The organism is Cetobacterium sp. 2G large (assembly GCF_014250655.1).
Classification (GTDB): Bacteria; Fusobacteriota; Fusobacteriia; order Fusobacteriales; family Fusobacteriaceae; genus Cetobacterium_A; species Cetobacterium_A somerae.
In genome coordinates, this window is record NZ_JACHTH010000005.1 from 1090422 (window position 1) to 1110305 (window position 19884).

General features: G+C 29.3%; 19 protein-coding genes and 1 riboswitch. Of the genes, 14 read left to right on the forward strand and 5 right to left on the reverse strand.

What is annotated here, in order from left to right; all coding sequences use genetic code 11:
- Positions 1-35 precede the first annotated feature (35 nt).
- Positions 36-133: riboswitch (purine riboswitch) on the forward strand.
- Between the two features lie 142 nt (positions 134-275).
- From H5J23_RS08055 to H5J23_RS08080, 6 genes are read left to right on the forward strand one after another with little or no spacing between them, the layout of a single operon-like run.
- Entirely contained in the window at positions 276-1625 is a 1350-nt protein-coding gene (locus H5J23_RS08055; protein ID WP_023049595.1) for a uracil-xanthine permease family protein, read from the forward strand.
- A 27-nt stretch (positions 1626-1652) separates the two neighbouring features.
- A complete protein-coding gene (locus H5J23_RS08060) occupies positions 1653-2447 on the forward strand; it encodes an FAD binding domain-containing protein (protein WP_023049594.1) in 795 nt (264 codons plus the stop codon).
- On the forward strand, positions 2447-2911 hold the full coding sequence (locus H5J23_RS08065) for a (2Fe-2S)-binding protein (protein WP_023049593.1): 465 nt from the start codon (positions 2447-2449) through the stop codon (positions 2909-2911). The genes H5J23_RS08060 and H5J23_RS08065 overlap by 1 nt, the downstream gene beginning before the upstream one ends.
- Complete coding sequence (locus H5J23_RS08070; protein ID WP_185891723.1) at positions 2898-5150, forward strand: xanthine dehydrogenase family protein molybdopterin-binding subunit; 2253 nt, start codon at positions 2898-2900, stop codon at positions 5148-5150. Before H5J23_RS08065 ends, H5J23_RS08070 begins: the two co-directional genes overlap by 14 nt.
- Before the next feature lie 27 nt (positions 5151-5177).
- Complete coding sequence (gene yqeC / locus H5J23_RS08075) at positions 5178-6455, forward strand: selenium cofactor biosynthesis protein YqeC (RefSeq protein ID WP_185891725.1); 1278 nt, start codon at positions 5178-5180, stop codon at positions 6453-6455.
- Positions 6452-7018, forward strand: coding sequence for a xanthine phosphoribosyltransferase (locus H5J23_RS08080; protein WP_185891726.1), 567 nt, complete (start codon positions 6452-6454; stop codon positions 7016-7018). The genes yqeC and H5J23_RS08080 overlap by 4 nt, the downstream gene beginning before the upstream one ends.
- Here H5J23_RS08080 and H5J23_RS08085 read toward each other — a convergent pair whose 3' ends face one another.
- Both H5J23_RS08085 and mnmH read right to left on the reverse strand, forming a co-directional pair.
- Positions 7019-7594 carry a hypothetical protein gene (locus H5J23_RS08085; protein ID WP_023049589.1) on the reverse strand — a complete coding sequence of 192 codons (576 nt, stop codon included), beginning with the start codon at positions 7592-7594 and terminating at the stop codon, positions 7019-7021.
- Positions 7557-8597 (reverse strand): tRNA 2-selenouridine(34) synthase MnmH, encoded by a 1041-nt coding sequence (mnmH, locus tag H5J23_RS08090; RefSeq protein ID WP_040405891.1) that lies wholly within the window; start codon positions 8595-8597, stop codon positions 7557-7559. The genes H5J23_RS08085 and mnmH overlap by 38 nt, the downstream gene beginning before the upstream one ends.
- A gap of 131 nt (positions 8598-8728) precedes the next feature.
- Between mnmH and recQ the strand changes: the two genes are divergently transcribed.
- The 8 genes from recQ to H5J23_RS08130 all read left to right on the forward strand — a co-directional run bounded on the left by recQ (position 8729) and on the right by H5J23_RS08130 (position 16808).
- Positions 8729-10648 carry a DNA helicase RecQ gene (gene recQ / locus H5J23_RS08095; RefSeq protein WP_185891728.1) on the forward strand — a complete coding sequence of 640 codons (1920 nt, stop codon included), beginning with the start codon at positions 8729-8731 and terminating at the stop codon, positions 10646-10648.
- 15 nt (positions 10649-10663) lie between these two features.
- Positions 10664-11830 (forward strand): ABC transporter permease, encoded by a 1167-nt coding sequence (locus H5J23_RS08100; protein WP_023049586.1) that lies wholly within the window; start codon positions 10664-10666, stop codon positions 11828-11830.
- On the forward strand, positions 11823-12503 hold the full coding sequence (locus tag H5J23_RS08105) for an ABC transporter ATP-binding protein (protein ID WP_023049585.1): 681 nt from the start codon (positions 11823-11825) through the stop codon (positions 12501-12503). Before H5J23_RS08100 ends, H5J23_RS08105 begins: the two co-directional genes overlap by 8 nt.
- Positions 12504-12555: 52 nt before the next feature.
- The gene (gene hpf, locus H5J23_RS08110) at positions 12556-13116 is read left to right on the forward strand and encodes a ribosome hibernation-promoting factor, HPF/YfiA family (protein WP_023049584.1); all 561 of its coding nucleotides are present in this window, start codon (positions 12556-12558) and stop codon (positions 13114-13116) included.
- A gap of 130 nt (positions 13117-13246) precedes the next feature.
- Complete coding sequence (locus tag H5J23_RS08115) at positions 13247-14365, forward strand: ABC transporter ATP-binding protein (RefSeq protein WP_185891730.1); 1119 nt, start codon at positions 13247-13249, stop codon at positions 14363-14365.
- The gene (locus H5J23_RS08120) at positions 14366-15211 is read left to right on the forward strand and encodes an ABC transporter permease (protein WP_023049582.1); all 846 of its coding nucleotides are present in this window, start codon (positions 14366-14368) and stop codon (positions 15209-15211) included.
- Positions 15204-15977 (forward strand): ABC transporter permease, encoded by a 774-nt coding sequence (locus H5J23_RS08125; protein WP_023049581.1) that lies wholly within the window; start codon positions 15204-15206, stop codon positions 15975-15977. Before H5J23_RS08120 ends, H5J23_RS08125 begins: the two co-directional genes overlap by 8 nt.
- Before the next feature lie 45 nt (positions 15978-16022).
- The gene (locus H5J23_RS08130) at positions 16023-16808 is read left to right on the forward strand and encodes a peptidylprolyl isomerase (RefSeq protein ID WP_023049580.1); all 786 of its coding nucleotides are present in this window, start codon (positions 16023-16025) and stop codon (positions 16806-16808) included.
- A gap of 35 nt (positions 16809-16843) precedes the next feature.
- Here the strand turns inward: H5J23_RS08130 and H5J23_RS08135 are convergent, their stop codons facing one another.
- Genes H5J23_RS08135 through rplI form a run of 3 tightly spaced genes read right to left on the reverse strand, consistent with a single transcriptional unit; the run spans position 16844 to position 19882 of the window.
- On the reverse strand, positions 16844-18073 hold the full coding sequence (locus H5J23_RS08135) for a U32 family peptidase (RefSeq protein WP_023049579.1): 1230 nt from the start codon (positions 18071-18073) through the stop codon (positions 16844-16846).
- Between the two features lie 15 nt (positions 18074-18088).
- Complete coding sequence (dnaB, locus tag H5J23_RS08140; protein WP_023049578.1) at positions 18089-19429, reverse strand: replicative DNA helicase; 1341 nt, start codon at positions 19427-19429, stop codon at positions 18089-18091.
- Between the two features lie 6 nt (positions 19430-19435).
- Positions 19436-19882, reverse strand: coding sequence for a 50S ribosomal protein L9 (rplI, locus tag H5J23_RS08145; RefSeq protein ID WP_023049577.1), 447 nt, complete (start codon positions 19880-19882; stop codon positions 19436-19438).
- Positions 19883-19884: the final 2 nt, after the last annotated feature.

Here is a 19884-nt window from a genome sequence, read left to right on the forward strand (position 1 = left end):
TTAAGTATAGTATGTAATGCCTTTGAAGTAAATTCAAAGGAAATTAAAGAATTACTCATATATATCCGTAATACGGTCGGAAGTTTCTACGGCTAACCTTAAATTAGCCACTATGGGTGAAATAAATAGATTTTTTAGTCTAGTTTTTTTAGATTATCTATTTTTCACTTGTAGAAGATGAAAAAGGATAATCTTTTTTTATTTTCTACAATAGTTTAATCCCAAATATATATTTGAGTAAAATTCAAAAAAGAATTTTAGGAGGATTATTATCAATGAAAAAAAACAGATCACCTTATCACTTAGATGGAGTTCCAGAGTTAAAAACAGCTTTACCTTTAGGTTTACAACATATTTTAGCAATGTTTGTAAGTAATATTACACCTATCATAATCGTTGCTGGTGTTTTAGGAATTTCATCTGAGCAAAAAACGCTTCTTATTCAAGCTTCAATGTTTGTTGCAGGGTTAAATACTTTAATTCAAGCATATACTCTTGGTCCTATTGGAGCTAAACTACCTATTGTTGTTGGAACTAGTTTTGCTTTTGTTCCTGTTGCTATCTCTATTGGAACAAGATATGGTTTTGAAGGAGTATTAGGTGCTGCATTAATTGGAGGAATTTTTGAAGGACTTTTAGGTCTTATTATAAAAAGGGTAAGAAAGTTTTTTCCACCTATTGTTACAGGTGTTGTTGTTCTTTCTATCGGTCTTTCTCTTTTACCTGTCGGGATTAAAAGTTTTGCTGGTGGTGTTGGTGCTCCAGATTTTGGTTCTGTTGAAAATTTACTTATTGGAACGGTTGTTCTTATTACTGTTGTTTTCTTTAAACAATTTACAAAAGGTATCTTAAGTACTGGTTCTATATTCATTGGAACAATTGTTGGTTTTATTGTAGCTTTAATATTTGGAAAAGTAAATTTACAACCTCTTATTCAAGCTGATTATCTTACTGTACCAAGACCTTTAATGTTTGGATTTGCGTTTCATTTTGATGCTATTTTAGCTATGATTTTAATGTTTATCGTTTCTGCTGTTGAAACTGTTGGAGATATGTCTGGGGTTACTATGGGTGGTGCTGGTAGAGAAACAACTGATAAAGAACTGTCAGGTGGAATCCTTGCTGATGGACTTGGAAGTGCTTTAGCTGCAGTATTCTCTGTTTTACCTACTACATCTTTTAGTCAAAATACTGGTATTATTGCTATGACTGGTATTATGAGTAGATTCGTTGTTGCAACTGGAGCTATGTTCCTAGTTGTTGGAGCTTTTATCCCTAAAATAGGTGCTCTTTTCACAATCATTCCTGCTAGTGTTATTGGTGGAAGCTTAGTTATGGTCTTTGCTATGATTTCAATAAGTGGTATCAATTTAATTACTAAAGAACCTTTAAAAGGTAGAAATTCTGTTATATTAGCTGTTTCGTTAGGACTTGGATATGGACTTGGAAATGTTCCTGAGGCTCTAACTGTTTTCCCTGAAAGTATAAAACTTATATTTGGTGGATCTGGAATTGTTGTTTCTGGTACAATTGCTGTATTCTTAAATATAATTTTACCTCCAGAGAATGAAACAGTTGAAGAAAAAGTAACTGAAGAAGCTAAATTAGCCAAAAAAGTTGCTTAATAAATTAGATTAATTGGAGGTTTTAACTTGTTTTCTTTTTCAAAATTTTTTCTAGCCTCTTCTCTTGAAGAAGCTTATTCAGAACTTTTAAAAAATAAAAAAAATATTATTCTAGGTGGAACTTCTTATTTAAGAATGGGAAATACCTCTTGGAATACAGCTATTGATTTATCAAATTTAAATTTAAATTATATTTTAGAAAAAGAGGATTTTATTTCAATTGGCGCTATGACTACTTTTAGATCTCTTGAAACAAACTCTCTTTTAAAAGATTATTTTGGAGAAATTTTTAATACTGCTTTAAAGGATATTATTGGTGTACAATTTAGAACAAATGTAACTGTTGGAGCAACAGTTTTTAGTAAGTATGGTTTCTCTGATTTAATTCCAGTTTTACTTGCTTTAGATAGTAAAGTTAAGCTTTTCAATGGTGGGATCTTAACATTAGAGTCGTTTTTAAATGAATCAGATATTAGAAGAGATATACTAGTAGAGATTTTAATACCTAAAAAAGTTTGTAAAACATCTTTTCAATGTGTAAGAAAAAGTAAAACTGATTATTCTATTATAAATTTAGCTATTTGTAAATTTGATAATAGTATAACTATTGCTGTTGGATCAAGACCTGGAAAAGCTATATTGGCTAGAAAAACTATGGATATTTTTAACCATAGTGAAAATATTGAAAATGAAATTATCAATGCTATGAAATATATTGGAAATGAAATTCCTTTAGATTCAAATATGAGAGGTTCAAAGTCTTATAGAGAACTTCTTCTAGCAGCATTACTTAGAAAAGGAATTCAGGAGGTTTTAAATTAATGTTATTAACAACTACTATAAATGGTAGAAAAAAAGAGATTCTTATAAAAGATGACGATTATCTACTTGATGTTTTAAGAAAAGAGGGATACCTAAGTGTTAAAAGAGGTTGTGACACTGGAGCTTGTGGTTTATGTACAGTTCTTTTAAATGGTTCTCCTACACTTTCTTGTAGCACTCTTGCAGCTAGAGCACAAGGAAAACAAATTTCTACAATTGAACATTTTCCAGTAGAAGCTAAAAAATTTGCTTCTTTTATGACTAGCGAAGGGGCTGAACAATGTGGTTTTTGTTCTCCTGGATTCACATTAACTGTTATTGCAATGATTAAAGAATTACAAAACCCTACTGATGACGAAATTATGCATTATTTAAATGGAAATCTTTGTAGATGTAGCGGATATGTATCTCAACTTAGAGCAATTAGAAATTTTATGGAGGAGATAAAAAATGAAAATTGTTAATACATCAGTTAAAAAAGTTGATGGTATGGGAGTTGTTACAGGAAATCCTGCTTATACTGAAGATTTAATTTTAAATAATAATGTTTTAACTATAAAATTATTAAGATCACCTCATCCTTTTGCTAAAATTAAAGCTATTGATACATCAATAGCTTTAAAGGTTCCTGGTATTGAAGCTATTTTTACACATAATGATACTCCTAAAACTAGATTTACCTTAGCTGGACAAAGTTTCCCTGAACCATCTCCATATGATAGAAGAATTCTTGATGAATATGTTAGGTACGTTGGAGATCCTGTAGCTATTATAGCTGCTGAAGATGAAAGAGCTGCTGATAAAGCTATGAAACTAATCAAAGTTCAATATGAAGTTTTAGAACCGATTTTAGACTTTGAAAAATCTATTGATTCTCATATTATTATTCACCCAGAAGAAGTTCATACTAATTTTGAAATTGGGTACGAAAGAGAGAGAAATATAGCCTCTAAAGCTTATGCTGAAAAACCTGGTGTTGATGAAGGATTTGAAAATAGTGATATTATTCTTGAAAGAACATACTATACTCAACCGCAAATACATGCTATGATGGAGACTTATAGATCTTATAGTTACTTTGATGTTAATGGTAGATTGACAACAGTAAGTTCAACACAAATTCCATTTCATGTTAGAAGACACTTAGCTAGAGCTTTAGAGATGCCTAGTAGTAAAATAAGAGTTATTAAACCTAGAATAGGTGGTGGTTTTGGTGGTAAGCAAACAGCTGTTTGCGAAATTTATTCAGCTTTTGTTACTTTAAAAACAGGAAAACCATCTAAAATAGTATACAACAGAAAAGAAACACATACTTGCACAACTACAAGACATGGAATGAAACTTGATGTTAAAATAGGAGCAGATACAAATGGAAATATCAAAGCTATTGATATCAATGTTTTATCAAATGCTGGTGCTTACGGTGAGCACGCCCCTACAGTTACTTCTCTTGTTTCATACAAAACTTTTCCTCTTTACGATACTGTACCTATGAGATTTAATGCTAATATTGTTTATTCTAACACTATGAATGCTGGTGCTTTTAGAGGATACGGAGCTACTCAAGGAACTTTTGCTGTAGAATCTATTATTAATGAATTAGCTCATCATCTAAAACTTGATCCTACTGAAGTTAGAATGAAAAATCTTGTTGAACCAGGTGAAGGAAAGTATATTACAAGTGGTGATATTAAAAAATGTATTGAAATTGGTAAAGAAAAATTTAATTGGGCAGAAAAATCAATTCCTAGAGAAGTAGCTCCTAATAAAGTTAGAGCTGCTGGAATGGCTGTTACAATGCAAGGATCTGGAATTGGTGGTATCGATACTGCTGCTGCAACAATAAAGCTTGGAGATAGAGGTGATTTTAATCTTATGGTTGGAGTTACTGATATGGGACAAGGATGTGATACGGTTCTTACTCAAATGGCTGCCGAAGTTTTAGAAGTTCCTATGGATAGAATCTCTATTCATTCAGCTGATACTGATTTATCTCCATATGATCCTGGAGCATATGCATCTAGTGGTACTTATGTTACTGGAAATGCTGTAATTATTGCTGCAAATAATATGAAAGAGGAAATTTTAAAAGGTGCATCTAAAATGTTCAATGTTGAAATTGGTGATATTGATTATCTTGGAACTGAGCTAAAAATAGCTGACAAAATTATCTCTTTAGAAGAGTTTGCTCAACGTTCTATCTCTTTTGAAGGAATGAATCAAATTACTACAACTGGAACTTGGGGAGGAGAAACTTCTCCGCCACCATTTATTGCAGGATTTGCTGAGGTCGAAGTAGATACTTTAACAGGAGAAGTTGAAGTTACTGACTACCTTTCTGTTGTAGATTGTGGAACTCCTATCAACCCAAACTTAGTTCAAGTTCAAGTTGAAGGTGGAGCTGCTCAAGGAATAGGACTTGCTCTTTTTGAAGATATTAAGTATGATAAAAATGGAAGAGTTATGACCGACTCTTTAATGCAATATAAAATTCCTTCTAGACTTGATTGTAAAAATATAAGAGTTGAATTTTCAAACTCTTATGAAAAAACAGGACCTTTTGGAGCTAAATCTGTTGGTGAAGTTGTTGTAAATACTCCTGCACCTGCTATTGTAGATGCTGTATATAAAGCAACTAAAGTTAGAGTTAGAAATTTACCTGTAACATCTGAAAAAGTTTTAATGGGAATTTTAGATATCTAAAACTATTCAAAGTGGGAGGAGATTTTTATGTCAGAACTTTTTAATATCATTAAAGGAGATATTATATCTATTACTGGAGCTGGTGGTAAAACTTCCTTAATGTTTTATCTAGCAAATCAATTAAAAAAAAGAGGAACTGTCTTAATAGCTACAACCACTAAAATATTTAAACCAGAGAGCACAGAAAATAATAGTTTTATTTTCATATATCCTGAGGAGATAGATTTTATATCTCCTCAGGATAATTTTATACACATTTTTTGTCCAAAGATTGAAAATGATAAAATTGATAGTGCCTCTTTTGAAGAGTTAAATAAATTTAAAAATCGTTTTGATTTTATTTTAATAGAGGCTGATGGAAGTGCTAGTAAAGCTTTAAAAGGATGGAAGAATAACGAGCCTGTAATTTATCCTGCTTCTACTAAAACTATCGCTATTATTGATATAACAGCTTTACATAAAGAGAAAAATGAAAATACTATTCATAGATTTGATCTTTTTCAAAAACAATATTTTAATTCTAATAAAACTATTGAAAAAAATGATTATATAGGTTATATTAATTCAAATACCTTTTTTAAAGGAACTTCAAATGAAAAAATACTATTTTTTAATAAAATTGAATCTATTGATTTATTTGAAGAGTTTTTTAATATTGTAAATAAAGTTAATATTACCTCTAAAATCTATTTTGGATCTATTTTTAAAAATGAATTTTTTTCTTTTAAAAATATTACCCCAATTGTTTTAGCAGCAGGTTTTTCAAAAAGATTTTTAGGCGATAAATTGAATTTTAAATTGGTTAATGGAAAAACCATATTAGAGCAAACTCTTTTAAATATCTCTCAAATAAATTTTAAAGAGAAAATACTTATTGGAAAAAACTCTTTTCATGATGAGCTAAGTCATAAATATGGCTACACCTATATAATCAATCCTAATCCTGAGTTTGGTCAAAGTTACTCTGTTATATTAGGAACTTTAAACTCATCTTTATCTGGTTATCTATTTATTCCAGGAGATATGCCCTTCCTAACAAAGAGCACTTTATTAAAATTGATATATGAATTTCAAAAATATAATCAAATTGTAGTTCCATTTATTGATGGAAATAAAAAGGCTCCTGTACTTTTTCCAAAGCGTTATCGTAATGAGCTTGTCAAGCTCAAAGGTGATAGCGGAGGACGTGAAATTTTAAAAAAAGAAAACTTTATAAAATGTAATTTTAAAAACTCTTTGGAGTTTTTTGATATAGATACACAAAATGATTTAAAAAAATTAGAAATATTGGAGGAACAAATATGAAATTATTAAAAGAATATATTGAAAAATACGGGTCAGTTACTGATAGCTCTATTTTAAAAGTAGATAGCTTTATCAACCATCAAATTGATCCTATTTTAATGATAGAGATTGGAGAAGAATTAAAAAAACGTTTTGAAGGAAAAAATATAAATAAAATTCTTACAATAGAAGCTTCTGGGATTGCTATTGGTATAGCTGCTGCTTATGCTTTCAAAGTTCCTATGGTTTTTGCTAAGAAAAAGAAACCTTCTACTATGGGAGATGCTTACAACGCTAATGTTCATTCTTTTACAAAGAAAACAGACTATAATATAACTGTTTCTAAAGAGTTTTTATCATCTGAAGATCGTATTCTTGTTGTTGATGATTTTTTAGCTATGGGAAATGCTATTATTGGACTTAAAAATATAATTGATCAAGCTGGAGCTTCTCTAGAAGGTGTTGGAATTGTTATTGAAAAAGGATTTCAACCAGGTGGGACTATATTAAAAGAGCAAGGAATCCACCTTGAATCCCTTGCTATTATTGAATCTTTAGAAGATAATACAATTACTTTAAGATAATTAAGTAACCAAGGCTGGAAAGAATCCTAATATTGTAAATACAATTACAATTATTAGGATTTTTTTCCTTTCTTTTTTTAAAACCTCATCTTCATTTTGAATTTTTATCTCTTTAGAATTCTTAACCCAACTTAAATATCCCAGTATAGAGGCCATTATGTATCCTATTGTATAGCAGATTACATCTGCTCCATCAAAGGTTCCTATAAAAGTACCATGTCCTCCATAGATCCCTTGAAACACTTCTATTCCAATCATAGTAAAAAATATTATATTAAATATATTTTGAGCCTTTTTGTAAAAAACTCTATTATGTAAAATGGATACACCCATTGAAAATAACCATAACCCATCTGGTAAGGAGTATATTACCCAATTAGGTATGTGTTTTCTATAAACCCATACTACTTTTCTTATTGATCTAACATGAGAATCTAAATTCATCAACTCTACAATTTGATAGTAAAAAAGCTTTCTACTTCTAAAAAGTAAATATATTAAAACGGCTAAAGCAAATGATGCTAAAACTATAAATATTTTATTCAGTGACCTCTTTTCCAAAAATACCTTTTTCATTTAGATATCTCACCACTTTCTCTACTCCCTCATCTATAGTTTCATAAAATATCTCTGAATCATAAATATACTTTTCAATACTCTTTTGATAAAGAGGATCATAGTAATCTAACATTAGTACTTCTGAAAGTTCATCTATTTTATTATCTTTTAACATTTGAGAGTATTCTTCATATTTTTCTTTACCAATATATCTTCCTACTTTATCTAAACATTTTTGAAGTTCATCTACTGTTGCACCTGCATAATCTTCTCTTATTACTTCTACTCTATTTTTTATTGTTGTTTCTAATGATAAATGTACTCCATTACCTAAAGATTGAAATACATCTTCAGGAACATATACATTTCCAATTCTTTTACTTTCACTTTCTGCAATTACATATTGAGGTTTATTTTTATAAAAATAATCAAATATTAAAGAATCAAATTTTTTCTGACTCTGCTCCTCTTTTTCACAAACTCCACCAAAAAATGAACCCTTGTGATTAGCCATCTTTTCTAAATCTAAAACTGAATATCCCTTATTCTCTAATTGCTGTAAAATTTTTGTTTTTCCTATACCTGTTTTTCCATGTAAAATAATATACTTTACATCTTTATTATAAGTTTTTATATTCTCTAAAATATACTGTCTATAAGCTCTATATCCTCCTTCTAACTTCCAAGTTGTATATCCTAAAGCTTCAAATAAAGCTGACATAGATCCACTTCTCATTCCACCACGAGCACAATAAAATGCTAGTCTACCTTTAGCATGTTTTTGAACCTCTCTAAATATATCAGGTAATCTTTTTGCAATAGCTTCAACCCCTAATTCTTTAGCTTTTTCAGGTGAAACTTGTTTATAAGCAGTTCCAACATCTACTCTCTCTTCATCTAAAAGTAATGGTATATTTATAGCTCCTGGAATAGGCTCTTCTTTAAACTCTTTTGGAGTTCTTACATCTATCAAAGTGTAGTTCTTCTCCTTCAACAAATCCTCATATTTTACTAAAATCATTTTTTCCTCCATTTTTTATGCTTATTATATTTTACTATGATTTTTAATAAAATTGAATATTATTTATATAAAAAATATCTTTATTATGATAAAATCTATTAAGAAATTAACTTTTAAAAAGAAAGGAAGTTATGAAAACAAAAGCAAAAGAGTTACTAAAAACTATTTATGGATATGAAAATTTTAGAAAAGGACAAGATATAATTATAAATAATATCCTTTCTAAAAAAGATACTTTAGGTGTTATGTCAACTGGTGGTGGAAAATCTATCTGCTATCAAATTCCAGCTTTAATTTATCCTCACCTTACCATTGTTATCTCTCCTCTTATCTCCTTAATGAAAGATCAAGTAGATTCTTTAAAATATTTAGGTGTAAGAGCTGGATTTTTAAACTCTACACTGAGTAAAGAGGAATATCTTAAATTAGTTCAAGGAATTAGAAATAAAAGTATCAAAATTCTCTATATTGCACCAGAAAGATTAGCAAATGAAAAATTTATAAACTTTATAAAAAATATACAACTATCTATGATTGCTGTTGATGAAGCTCACTGTATTTCTCAATGGGGACATGACTTTAGAAAAAGTTATCTAGAAATTCCAGATTTTTTAAATAAAATCAATCAACGACCACAAATTTTAGCACTTACTGCCACTGCTACAAGTAAAGTTCGACAAGATATAATTGAAAAACTTAATTTACAAAATCCTAAAGTTTCTGTTGATGGATTTGACAGAGAAAATATTACTTTTAAAGTTGAAAAGGGAGTTGTTCCAGAAGCATTTATCAGTGAATATTTAAAAAGAAATTCAAAAAAATCTGGAATAATATACGCTGCTACTCGTAAAGAAGTTGATAATTTATATAGTTATTTACAACTTAAAGGATTTAGTGTGGGAAAATATCATGCTGGTTTAGATGAAAAAGAACGTACAGAGTTTCAGGATAAATTTTTAAGAGATGACGTTAAAGTTATGATTGCTACTAATGCTTTTGGAATGGGTATTGACAAATCTAATGTTAGGTATGTAATACATAGAAATATTCCAAAAGATTTGGAAAGTTACTATCAAGAAGCTGGAAGAGCCGGAAGAGATGGTGCGCCTTCTGAGGCAATACTACTTTTCTTCGAAGAAGATGTTTCGACTCAAGAGTTTCTAATTGAACAAAATGAAGAAAGTTCAAATCATTTAAAAAATACAAAAAGAAAAAAACTCGATCAAATGATTGATTATGCTTACTTAGAAAGTTGTTATAGAGAATACATTTTAAAGTATTTTGGTGATAAAAGAATTAAAAATTACTGTGGCAATTGTGGTAATTGTAAAAATTTTAAAGATGTTAAATCTTTTACCCTAGATGCACAAAAGGTTTTTTCATGCATCGGTCGTACAAAAGAAAGTATTGGTATCTCTACTCTAACTAATATTTTAATGGGAAAAATTGATACAAAAATTGAAAGAAAGGAGTATTTTAAACTTACTACATTTGGAATTATGTCCTCTTATAATCGAACTAATCTTGAAGAGTTTATATACTATCTTATATCTGAAAACTATTTAGAACAAAGTGCCGGAAGTTTTCCCACACTCAAATTAACTCCTAAAGCCTTTGAAGTTTTAAAGAATATCAAAGCTGTATTTAGAAGAGTAAATGAATCTGTAACATTTGATTATTTTGAAGATCCACTTTTTGAAACATTAAATAACTTAAGAAAAGAGATTGCTCAAAAAGAGGGAGTTCCTCCCTATATTATTTTTTCAGACTTAACTCTTATGGAAATGGCTGAAAAAAAGCCTCAAAATCGTTGGGAAATGTTAAAAATTAGAGGAATTGGTAATCAAAAGTTTAAAAATTACGGAGATCTTTTTTTAAAGACAATTAATAAACTTTCTCCCCAAGAAATCGATATGCTTTATGTAGATAATATTATTGATGAAAAGTATTTAGGTAATAAACAGCTCATAGAATTAAAAAAAGCTTTAAATACTGAAATTACAACTGATGAATTAAAAGAGATTTTAATAAAAACTCTTTTTACTAACTAACTACGAGGTGAACTAATGTTATTTGAATTTTTTATAGCTAAAAAACATATTTGCGAACATAAAAAACAAAGTTTTATTGGTATTATTGGTATTGCTATAGGTATTATAGTTCTTACTGTATCTATTGGTATTTCAAATGGATTAAATAAAAATATGATTGATAGTATTCTTTCTCTATCTAGTCATGTTACTGTTATTGGCAATGAAAACTTAAAAAATTATGATTCTTTAGAAAATACTTTTGAAAAATATCCAGAAGTTAAAGGAGTAATTCCTAAAGTTTCTAGTCAAGGAATTGTTAAATATAACGGAATTTTAGGAACTTATGTTTCTGGAGTTAAACTAGATGGATTAGATTTAAAAAAAGCTATTCCTGCTCTTAATTTAGAAAGTAAAATAAAAAGAGGAAGTATTGATTTATCAAATAAAAAAGGTGTTTTAATTGGAGAAGAACTTTTAAATAGAATTGGTGGTAACATTGGAGATCCTATTAATATAATTTCTGCAAATAATAAGGAATTACAATTAGAAATAATGGGAACTTTTCAAAGTGGATACTACGATTATGATTTATCAATGATTATTTTACCTCTTCAAACTGCCCAGTATATAACAGAAAGAGATGGAACAATTAGTTCAATCGATTTAATTTTAAAAAATCCATATGATGCTGATAAAATTTCTAATAAAATTTATTCTGATACAGGTCTTTATAATAGAACTTGGGGAAGTCTAAATCAGAATCTTTTAAAAGCTCTTACTCTTGAAAAAACAGTAATGATTATAGGTTTCTCATTAATTGTTATTATAGCTGGGTTTGTAGTTTGGGTAATTCTAAATACAATGGTAAGAGAAAAAATTAGATATATAGGAATTATGAGATCAGTTGGAATATCTCATAGCTCTATTATTAAAATATTTTTAATCCAAGGAATAATCTTAGGTTTAACTGGAATTGTTTTCGGAGTTGCTATATCTTTGTTTTTACTTTGGTATATTAAAACATACTCTCTTCCAGGTATATCTTCTATATATTATTTAACAAAAGTTCCAATAGAGTTATCGTTAAAAGAGTTACTAACTATTGTAGGAGCTAATATATTATTGATATTCTTATCTAGTGTATTTCCTGCATATAGAGCTGGAAAATTAAAAATTGTGGAGGCTTTAAGACATGACTAAAAACATTGTACTTGAATTAAAAAATATTTGTAAAAACTATTCAACTAAAACAGAAACTTTAGAAATTATTAAAAACTTAAACTTACAAATTGAAGAGGGTGATTTTATATCTATTCTTGGACAATCTGGTTCAGGAAAAACTACCTTATTAAACTTAATTGGTCTTTTAGATTCTCCTACTTCTGGAAATATTTATATTGATAATGAAAATATTTCTGTAAATAGTTCTAATATTGATTTAGTACGAAATAAAAAAATTGGTTTTGTTTTTCAATTTCATTATCTTTTACCAGAATTCACTGCTTTAGAAAATGTTATGATACCCGCTCTAACTCAAGATTATTCTAAAAAGAAAGAGATTGAGAAAAGAGCTCTTGAACTTCTTAAAGAGGTTGGAGTCGATCATAGAGCCAATCATAAACCAACTGAACTTTCTGGTGGAGAGAAACAAAGAGTGGCTATTGCTAGAGCTCTAATAAACAATCCTAAAATTTTACTTTTAGATGAGCCTACTGGAAACTTAGATAATGAGACAAGTGAAAAAATTTTTAATATTTTCAAACAAATTAATAGCAAAAAACGTCAAACAATTATAACAGTAACACATTCAAGAGAGCTTGCTGAGATATCTAATAAAAAATTATTCTTAAAAAAAGGAATTCTTTCAGAATAAAGGTATAGATAGAGTAAGAAAGCTACATAAATATCCATAAGGGGTGGTTTGTATGAGAATAAACTATAATACTAACGGAGATCTTGTTATTACTGACGCCATCAAAAGTCATTGTGAAAAGAATTTTTCTAAATTAAAAAAATTCTTCGATAACATCTTAACTGTAAACGTTACTTTATCTGCTACAAAATCAAAAACAGGACCTCTACAAAGAGTCGATGCCAGAGTTCATGTGAACGGAAATGTGATTAAAGGTGTTTATACAGATGACGACCTTTATAATGCAATAGATCGTGTAACTGAAATTTTAGCAAAACAAATTAAAAAGCATAAGGAAAAATTAAGAGATAATAACCACTCTTCACCTAATATTCCTACTGCTAAAAAAATTACATTCGAATCTTCTGATAACTCAATTACTGTTGAATTTACGAAAAAAATTGAGAGTATCACAGTTAATCCTAGACCTATGGATGTAGAAGAAGCTATATTACAATTAGAAGCTTTAAATAAAGATTTCTATGTTTTTACAAATTCAGAAACTGGTGATATGAATATCGTTTATAAAAAAAGAAATGGAGATTACGGTCACGTAGAACCCGCTCATTTCTAAAAAAATTTAAGAATCCTAGTCTAGCTAGGATTCTTTTTTATTTATAACAAATAAACTGGTTTATTTTATTTGTTAAATGTGATAGAATATTATTATTGTGAACAAATTTATTATATATTAGGAGGTAAAATTGAAAAAAACAGATATTAAAATTGTCGATATTAAGAAAAGTTTCGACGGAGTTGATGTTTTAAAAAATATTAACTTAAATATTAAAGATGGAGAGTTTTTTTCTATTTTGGGTCCATCTGGATGTGGTAAGACTACTCTTTTAAGAATGATTGCAGGATTTATAACTCCTGATAGTGGAGCAATCTATTTAGGAGATGAGAATATAGTTGAATTAGCCCCAAATAAAAGGAACGTAAATACAATCTTCCAAAAATATGCTTTGTTTCCTCATTTAACAGTTTATGAAAATGTAGCCTTTCCTCTTAGGTTAAAAAAGGTTGATGAGAAAACAATTGATATTGAAGTAAAAAGATTCATCGAACTTGTTGATTTAAAAGATCATATGTACAAAAAGCCTAATCAACTTTCTGGTGGACAACAACAAAGAGTTTCAATTGCTAGAGCTCTTATCAATAAACCTGGTGTTTTACTGTTAGATGAACCTTTATCAGCATTAGACGCTAAGTTAAGACAGAATCTTTTAATTGAGCTTGATAATATTCATGATGAAGTAGGAATAACTTTTATTTTCATTACACACGATCAACAAGAAGCACTATCTATCTCTGATCGTATTGCAGTTATGAATAAAGGAGAGATTTTACAAGTAGGAACTCCTGCTGAAGTTTATGAAGCTCCTGCTGATTCATTTGTAGCTGATTTTATTGGTGAGAATAACTTTTTTGAAGGTGTGGTAACTGAAATTTTTGATGAAACATATGGAAAAATTCAAAGTGAATCTCTAGGTGAATTAATTTTTGAATTAGATAAACCTGTTAAAATTGGAGATAAAATCAGAGTTTCAATAAGACCTGAAAAAATTAGAGTTTCTAAACATATACCTACTGGACTTTCAAATAAACACAATACTTTAAAAGTTTATGTAGACGAACTTATTTATTCAGGATTCCAAAGTAAATATTTTGTTTGGGTAAATGGTGATAAGAATATTCTATTTAAAGCTTTTAAACAACACGCTGTTTATTTTGATGAAGAAGACAATGATACAATACACTGGGATGAAGATGCCTATATATCTTGGCATGCTGATGATAGCTTCTTAGTTGAGGTGATATAATTGAAAAAAATATCTTCTGGAAGTTTTTACAGTATTCCTTTAACTCTTTGGATGTCTGTATTCTTTGTCATTCCAATGCTTATTGTTTTAAGTTATGCTTTTTTAACAAAAGGAACTTATGGTGGAGTTCAAATGATCTTCACTCTCAAAAATTTCAATGTATTTTTTGAGCCTATATTTTTGAAAATATTATTTAGAACAATATATATATCTATAGCTGTGACTTTTATAACAGTACTTTTAGCTGTCCCTACTGCATACTTTATTGCTAGGTCTAAATTTAGACAAGAATTACTTATCCTTGTTATTATTCCATTTTGGACTAATTTTCTAATTAGAATATATGCTTGGATATCAATCTTAGGTTCAAATGGATTTTTAAATACATTTTTAATTAAATTAGGAATAATTGAAACTCCATTAAAGCTATTATATAATACTGGATCGGTTATTTTAATAACTGTTTATACTAGTTTACCCTTTGCTATATTACCACTTTATGCAATTATTGAAAAATTTGATTTTTCTCTAGTTGAAGCTGCAAGAGATTTAGGAGCTACTAATAGTCAAGCTTTTAGAAAAGTATTTTTACCAAATATTAAATCTGGTATCATTACAGCTATTTTATTTACTTTTATTCCTGCAATGGGATCATACGCAATCCCTAAGCTTGTGGGTGGTACTCAGGCTACTATGCTTGGAAATATCATTGCCCAACATTTAACTGTAACAAGAAACTGGCCTTTAGCCTCTGCTATATCTGCTATGCTTATCTTAGTTACATCAATTGCTCTATTAATTTTTATGAGAGCTGAAAAAAAGTCTAAGGAGGTAAGTGATGAATAGAAGAAGAACATCTTTATTTTTCTTTATTCTTTCTATGATATTCTTTTATTTACCACTAGTAATTCTTGTTATGTATTCCTTTAACGAAGGTAGATCTAGTACTTGGCAAGGGTTCTCAATGAAATGGTATAAAGAGCTATTTTTATATTCTGATAATATTTGGAAAGCTTTTAAATATAGTTTAATAATCGGAGTTTTATCTAGTACAATATCGACACTAATTGGAACTTTAGGAGCTATTGGTATACATTGGTATAACTTTAAACATAAAAATTATTTAAAAGTTATTACTTTTTTACCTTTAGTTATTCCCGATATAATTCTAGGAGTTTCTCTTTTAATTATGTTTGCTACAGTAAAGTTAGAATTAGGATTAACTAGTATTTTTATAGCCCATACAACATTTAATATACCTTTTGTTTTATTTATTGTTTTATCTAGACTTGGAGAGTTTGACTACTCTATTGTTGAGGCTGCTTATGATCTTGGTGCTAATGAGTTTCAAACATTGAAAAAGGTAATTTTACCTATGTTAATGCCTGCTATAATATCTGGATTTTTAATGGCTTTAACTTTATCATTTGATGATTTCGTTACAACGTTCTTTGTTGCTGGACCTGGATCTTCTACATTACCATTAAGAATATACTCTATGATAAGGTTAGGAGTTTCTCCAGTTGTAAATGCATTGTCTGTATTACTTATTGTTTTATCCATAGCTTTAACCCTATCTACAAAAAGTTTACAAAAGTACTTTGTAAAATAGGTTTTTATATAGTATAATACTAGCAGAAAAAACAGGAGGGCATATATGAAAAAAATCATTAAATTACTATCTCTAGTAGTGATGTTAGCTGTAATGGTGAGTTGTTCATCTACTAGTAAAACTCAAGCAGTAAAATATAACGATATTAGAGCTACTTTTGTAACAACACAAGGGGATATTAGTTTCTATTTATATCCAGAAGCTTCCCCAGTAACTGTAGCTAATTTTATAAACCTTGCAAAAAGAGGATTCTATGACAATACAAAAATTCATAGAGCTGTAGAAAATTTTGTGGTTCAAGGTGGAGACCCTACTGGAAGAGGAGATGGAGGACCTGGTTATTCTATTCCTGATGAATTCTCTAAATGGTTAGATTTCTATCAACCAGGAATGTTAGCAATGGCAAATACAGGACCTGAAACAGGAGGATCACAATTCTTCTTTACTCTTTATCCTGCTGATTGGCTAAACAATAAGCATACTATATTTGGAGAATATATTGAAGAAAAAGATTTCAACAATATCAAAAAATTAGAAGTTGGAGATGTTATTAAAGAGATTAAATTTACAGGAGATGTTGATTTATTCTTATCTTTACATAAAGCACAAGTAGAAGAGTGGAATGCTACATTAGATAAAAATTTCCCAAATTTAAAGAAATATCCTATAAAGGATAAAAATGAATTCAGTGGAGAATCTCAAGCATACTATGATGAGCTTCAAAGAATTTATACAAAGAAAGATCAAAAAGAAGAAGAAGAAAAGGAATGGTTCATTCCTAGATTTATAAGAGCTACTGAGAAAAAAATAAAAGATTCAAAAAATAATTAATTAAATAAAAAAAGAGGCATTGCCTCTTTTTTTTATTACTCTTGAGTTTCTTTAACTCTTCTAATCATATCCATAGCTTCAAATCCACCCTCTAAAACTACCTTTACAGTTGAATTTGGATTAGCAGCTTCTACAACTTCTTCTCCTGCTTTAGTTATTAAAGTCATCTTAGGCATTACAATAACTCTAGGTTTTCCTGAAGTAGTTATAACTTCTAAAGATTCTCCTGCTAAAACTCTATTTCTAATTCCTAAAACATATTCATTTTCTCCAATTTTTTCCTCTATTTTAGCAACTAATTGGTGTGTTTGACTATAAGAATTTCTATCATTATAGTTATTAGCTTCTGCTCCTGGTTGCCCATGATAGAACCCTTGAGTGTATGATCTATTAGATGTTGATTGAATCTCTTCCATCCAAGTTGGGTCATACTCATATTCTCCTGCATAATATTTATTTATTGCTTCTTTATATACTTTTACAGCATTTGAAACATAATAAATACCTTTCATTCTACCCTCAATTTTTAAAGAGTCTACTCCTAAATCAAGAATTTTATCTATAATCTCTATTGTACATAAATCTTTTGAGTTGAATATATACGTTCCTCTTTCATCCTCATAAACAGGCATATACTCATTTGGTCTCGTTTCTTCAACTAAATTATACTTCCATCTACATGATTGAGCACAATCTCCTCTATTAGCATCTCTACCAGTCATATAGTTACTTAGTAAACATCTTCCAGAAACTGACATGCACATTGCTCCGTGAACAAATACTTCTAACTCAATATCAGGTACTTTAGCTCTTATTTCAGCAATGTTATCTAAAGATATTTCTCTTGCTAAAACTACTCTTTTAGCTCCTAAATCTTTCCACATTTTTACTGAACGCCAGTTAGTATTACTTGCTTGAGTACTTACACTTATATTTAAGTTAGTGTGTTCTTTTACAACTTGGAATACTCCTAAGTCTGCAACTATTACACCATCTACTCCAATCTCTTCTAAATATTTTACATAATCTGGTAATAACTCTAATTCATTATTATGAGGTATTATATTAAGAGCTACATATACTCTTTTTTCCATTGAATGTGCATATTCAACAGCCTCTTTTAACTCCTCATCATTAAAGTTGTGACTTCCAGCTCTTAGGTTAAACATTTTTCCTCCTAAGAATACTGCGTCTGCTCCATAATGGAAAGCCATTTTTAACTTTTCCATATTTCCTGCTGGAGCTAATAATTCTGCTCTTTTCATTTTTTTCTCACCTTTCTATTCAACCTTAGTTGTGTAATCTCCAAACTTGGTAATTTCGTGGAAGAACTTCAAGTTTACAGTTCCAACTGGTCCATTTCTTTGCTTTCCTATGATAACTTCTGTTATACCTTTTTGTTCTGACTCATCATTATAATAATCATCTCTATATAAAAATACAACCATATCAGCATCTTGCTCAATTGCTCCTGATTCTCTTAAGTCTGATAGCATTGGTCTTCTATCAGCTCTTTGTTCTGGAGCACGAGAAAGCTGTGATAGTGCAATTATCGGTATATCTAACTCTCTAGCTATCCCTTTTAACGATCTTGAGATATCTGAGATTTCTTGCTGTCTATTATCTGATTTTCCACTTGTTCCTTTTATAAGTTGCAAATAGTCAATTAAAATCATATCTAATTTTCCAGCCGCTTTTAATCTTCTTGCTATGGATCTAATCTCTAAAACATTTACATTGGGAACATCTGCAATATTTATTTCAGCATTTGCTAATTTACCACTGGCAATTCCTAATTTTCCCCAATCGTCTTCTCCTAAAAATCCATTTCTAATCTTTTGTAATCCTATACCAGCCTCTATAGCTAAAAGTCTTTGTAATAGTTGTGAACTTGACATCTCCAAACTAAATACTAAAACTCCTTTTTCAGCCTTCATAGCTGCATTTAAAGCTAAGTTTAAAGCAAAGGCTGTTTTTCCCATAGATGGTCTAGCAGCTAGAATTACTAAATCTGACGGATGGAATCCACTTGTCATTTCATCAAAATGTTTAAATCCACTTGATATTCCAGTTGTTACACCTTTATTTTGTAAAAGTTGCTCTAATCTTTCAAATTCATTTGTAACAACTTCTTTTAAACTAACAATGTCTTTTGACTCTTTACTTTCAGCAACTTTAAATATCATTCCTTCAGCTTTATCTAATATAGTATCCACATCTTCATATCCTTCATAAGTCATTTCTACTATTTTAGTTCCAATATCTCCAAGTTTTCTTAAAGTTGCCTTTTCTTTTATAATTCTTGCATAAGTCAAGATATTTGCTGCTGTTGGCACTTCTTCTATAATTTCATAAAAGATAGCTTCTCCACCAATATCATCAAACTTATCTTTTCTTTTTAATCTATCCATAACTATAATTGGATCTATTGATTCCCCAGAACCATATATCTCTTGCATAACTTCAAAAATCAATTTATGAGCCATTTTATAAAAATCACTTGAGGTAATAATTTCTATTACCTCACTAAAAATATCTGGCTTCAAAAAAATACCACCTAGAACCGACCTTTCAGCTTCTAAACTACTTGGAATTTTTCTAAGTTTTTCTATATCTTCCATATTTCACTATCCTTTTATAACTACTAAAACCTCAGCCTTTACATCTGTATGTAATTTAACAATTACTGTATGTTCTCCTAAGCTCTTAATAGTGCACTCTATTTTTTTTCTATCTATATCTAGTCCAAATTCTTTTTTTAATTCAGCAGAAATCTCTTTATTTGTTATTGCTCCAAATAGTTTTCCATTATCTCCTGTTTTTCCAACTATTGATAATTTTTTACTCTCTAATAATGCTTTTACTTCAATCGCTTTTTTCTTTTCTTCTTCAGCTTTTTTAGCATCTCTTATTTTTTTATTCTCTATCTTTTTTAACTCCTCTGGAGTTGCTACAATTCCTTTATTATTTTTTAATAGGAAGTTTTTTGCATACCCTTCAGAAACACTTACAATCTCTCCTTTTCTTCCTTGTCCTGCCACATCCGCTGTTAAAATTACTTGTATTTTTGACATAA

What these genes read in the sequence shown, in the direction of transcription:
- H5J23_RS08055 (WP_023049595.1), top strand. Translation starts at nt 276, where the DNA reads ATGAAAAAAAACAGATCACCTTATCACTTAGATGGAGTTCCAGAGTTA.
- H5J23_RS08070 (WP_185891723.1), top strand. Translation starts at nt 2,898, where the DNA reads ATGAAAATTGTTAATACATCAGTTAAAAAAGTTGATGGTATGGGAGTT.
- H5J23_RS08135 (WP_023049579.1), bottom strand. Translation starts at nt 18,073, where the DNA reads ATGAAAAGAGCAGAATTATTAGCTCCAGCAGGAAATATGGAAAAGTTA.
- H5J23_RS08130 (WP_023049580.1), top strand. Translation starts at nt 16,023, where the DNA reads ATGAAAAAAATCATTAAATTACTATCTCTAGTAGTGATGTTAGCTGTA.
- H5J23_RS08125 (WP_023049581.1), top strand. Translation starts at nt 15,204, where the DNA reads ATGAATAGAAGAAGAACATCTTTATTTTTCTTTATTCTTTCTATGATA.
- H5J23_RS08085 (WP_023049589.1), bottom strand. Translation starts at nt 7,594, where the DNA reads ATGAAAAAGGTATTTTTGGAAAAGAGGTCACTGAATAAAATATTTATA.
- H5J23_RS08080 (WP_185891726.1), top strand. Translation starts at nt 6,452, where the DNA reads ATGAAATTATTAAAAGAATATATTGAAAAATACGGGTCAGTTACTGAT.
- recQ (WP_185891728.1), top strand. Translation starts at nt 8,729, where the DNA reads ATGAAAACAAAAGCAAAAGAGTTACTAAAAACTATTTATGGATATGAA.
- dnaB (WP_023049578.1), bottom strand. Translation starts at nt 19,429, where the DNA reads ATGGAAGATATAGAAAAACTTAGAAAAATTCCAAGTAGTTTAGAAGCT.
- H5J23_RS08065 (WP_023049593.1), top strand. Translation starts at nt 2,447, where the DNA reads ATGTTATTAACAACTACTATAAATGGTAGAAAAAAAGAGATTCTTATA.
- H5J23_RS08105 (WP_023049585.1), top strand. Translation starts at nt 11,823, where the DNA reads ATGACTAAAAACATTGTACTTGAATTAAAAAATATTTGTAAAAACTAT.
- rplI (WP_023049577.1), bottom strand. Translation starts at nt 19,882, where the DNA reads ATGTCAAAAATACAAGTAATTTTAACAGCGGATGTGGCAGGACAAGGA.
- yqeC (WP_185891725.1), top strand. Translation starts at nt 5,178, where the DNA reads ATGTCAGAACTTTTTAATATCATTAAAGGAGATATTATATCTATTACT.
- H5J23_RS08100 (WP_023049586.1), top strand. Translation starts at nt 10,664, where the DNA reads ATGTTATTTGAATTTTTTATAGCTAAAAAACATATTTGCGAACATAAA.
- hpf (WP_023049584.1), top strand. Translation starts at nt 12,556, where the DNA reads ATGAGAATAAACTATAATACTAACGGAGATCTTGTTATTACTGACGCC.
- mnmH (WP_040405891.1), bottom strand. Translation starts at nt 8,597, where the DNA reads ATGATTTTAGTAAAATATGAGGATTTGTTGAAGGAGAAGAACTACACT.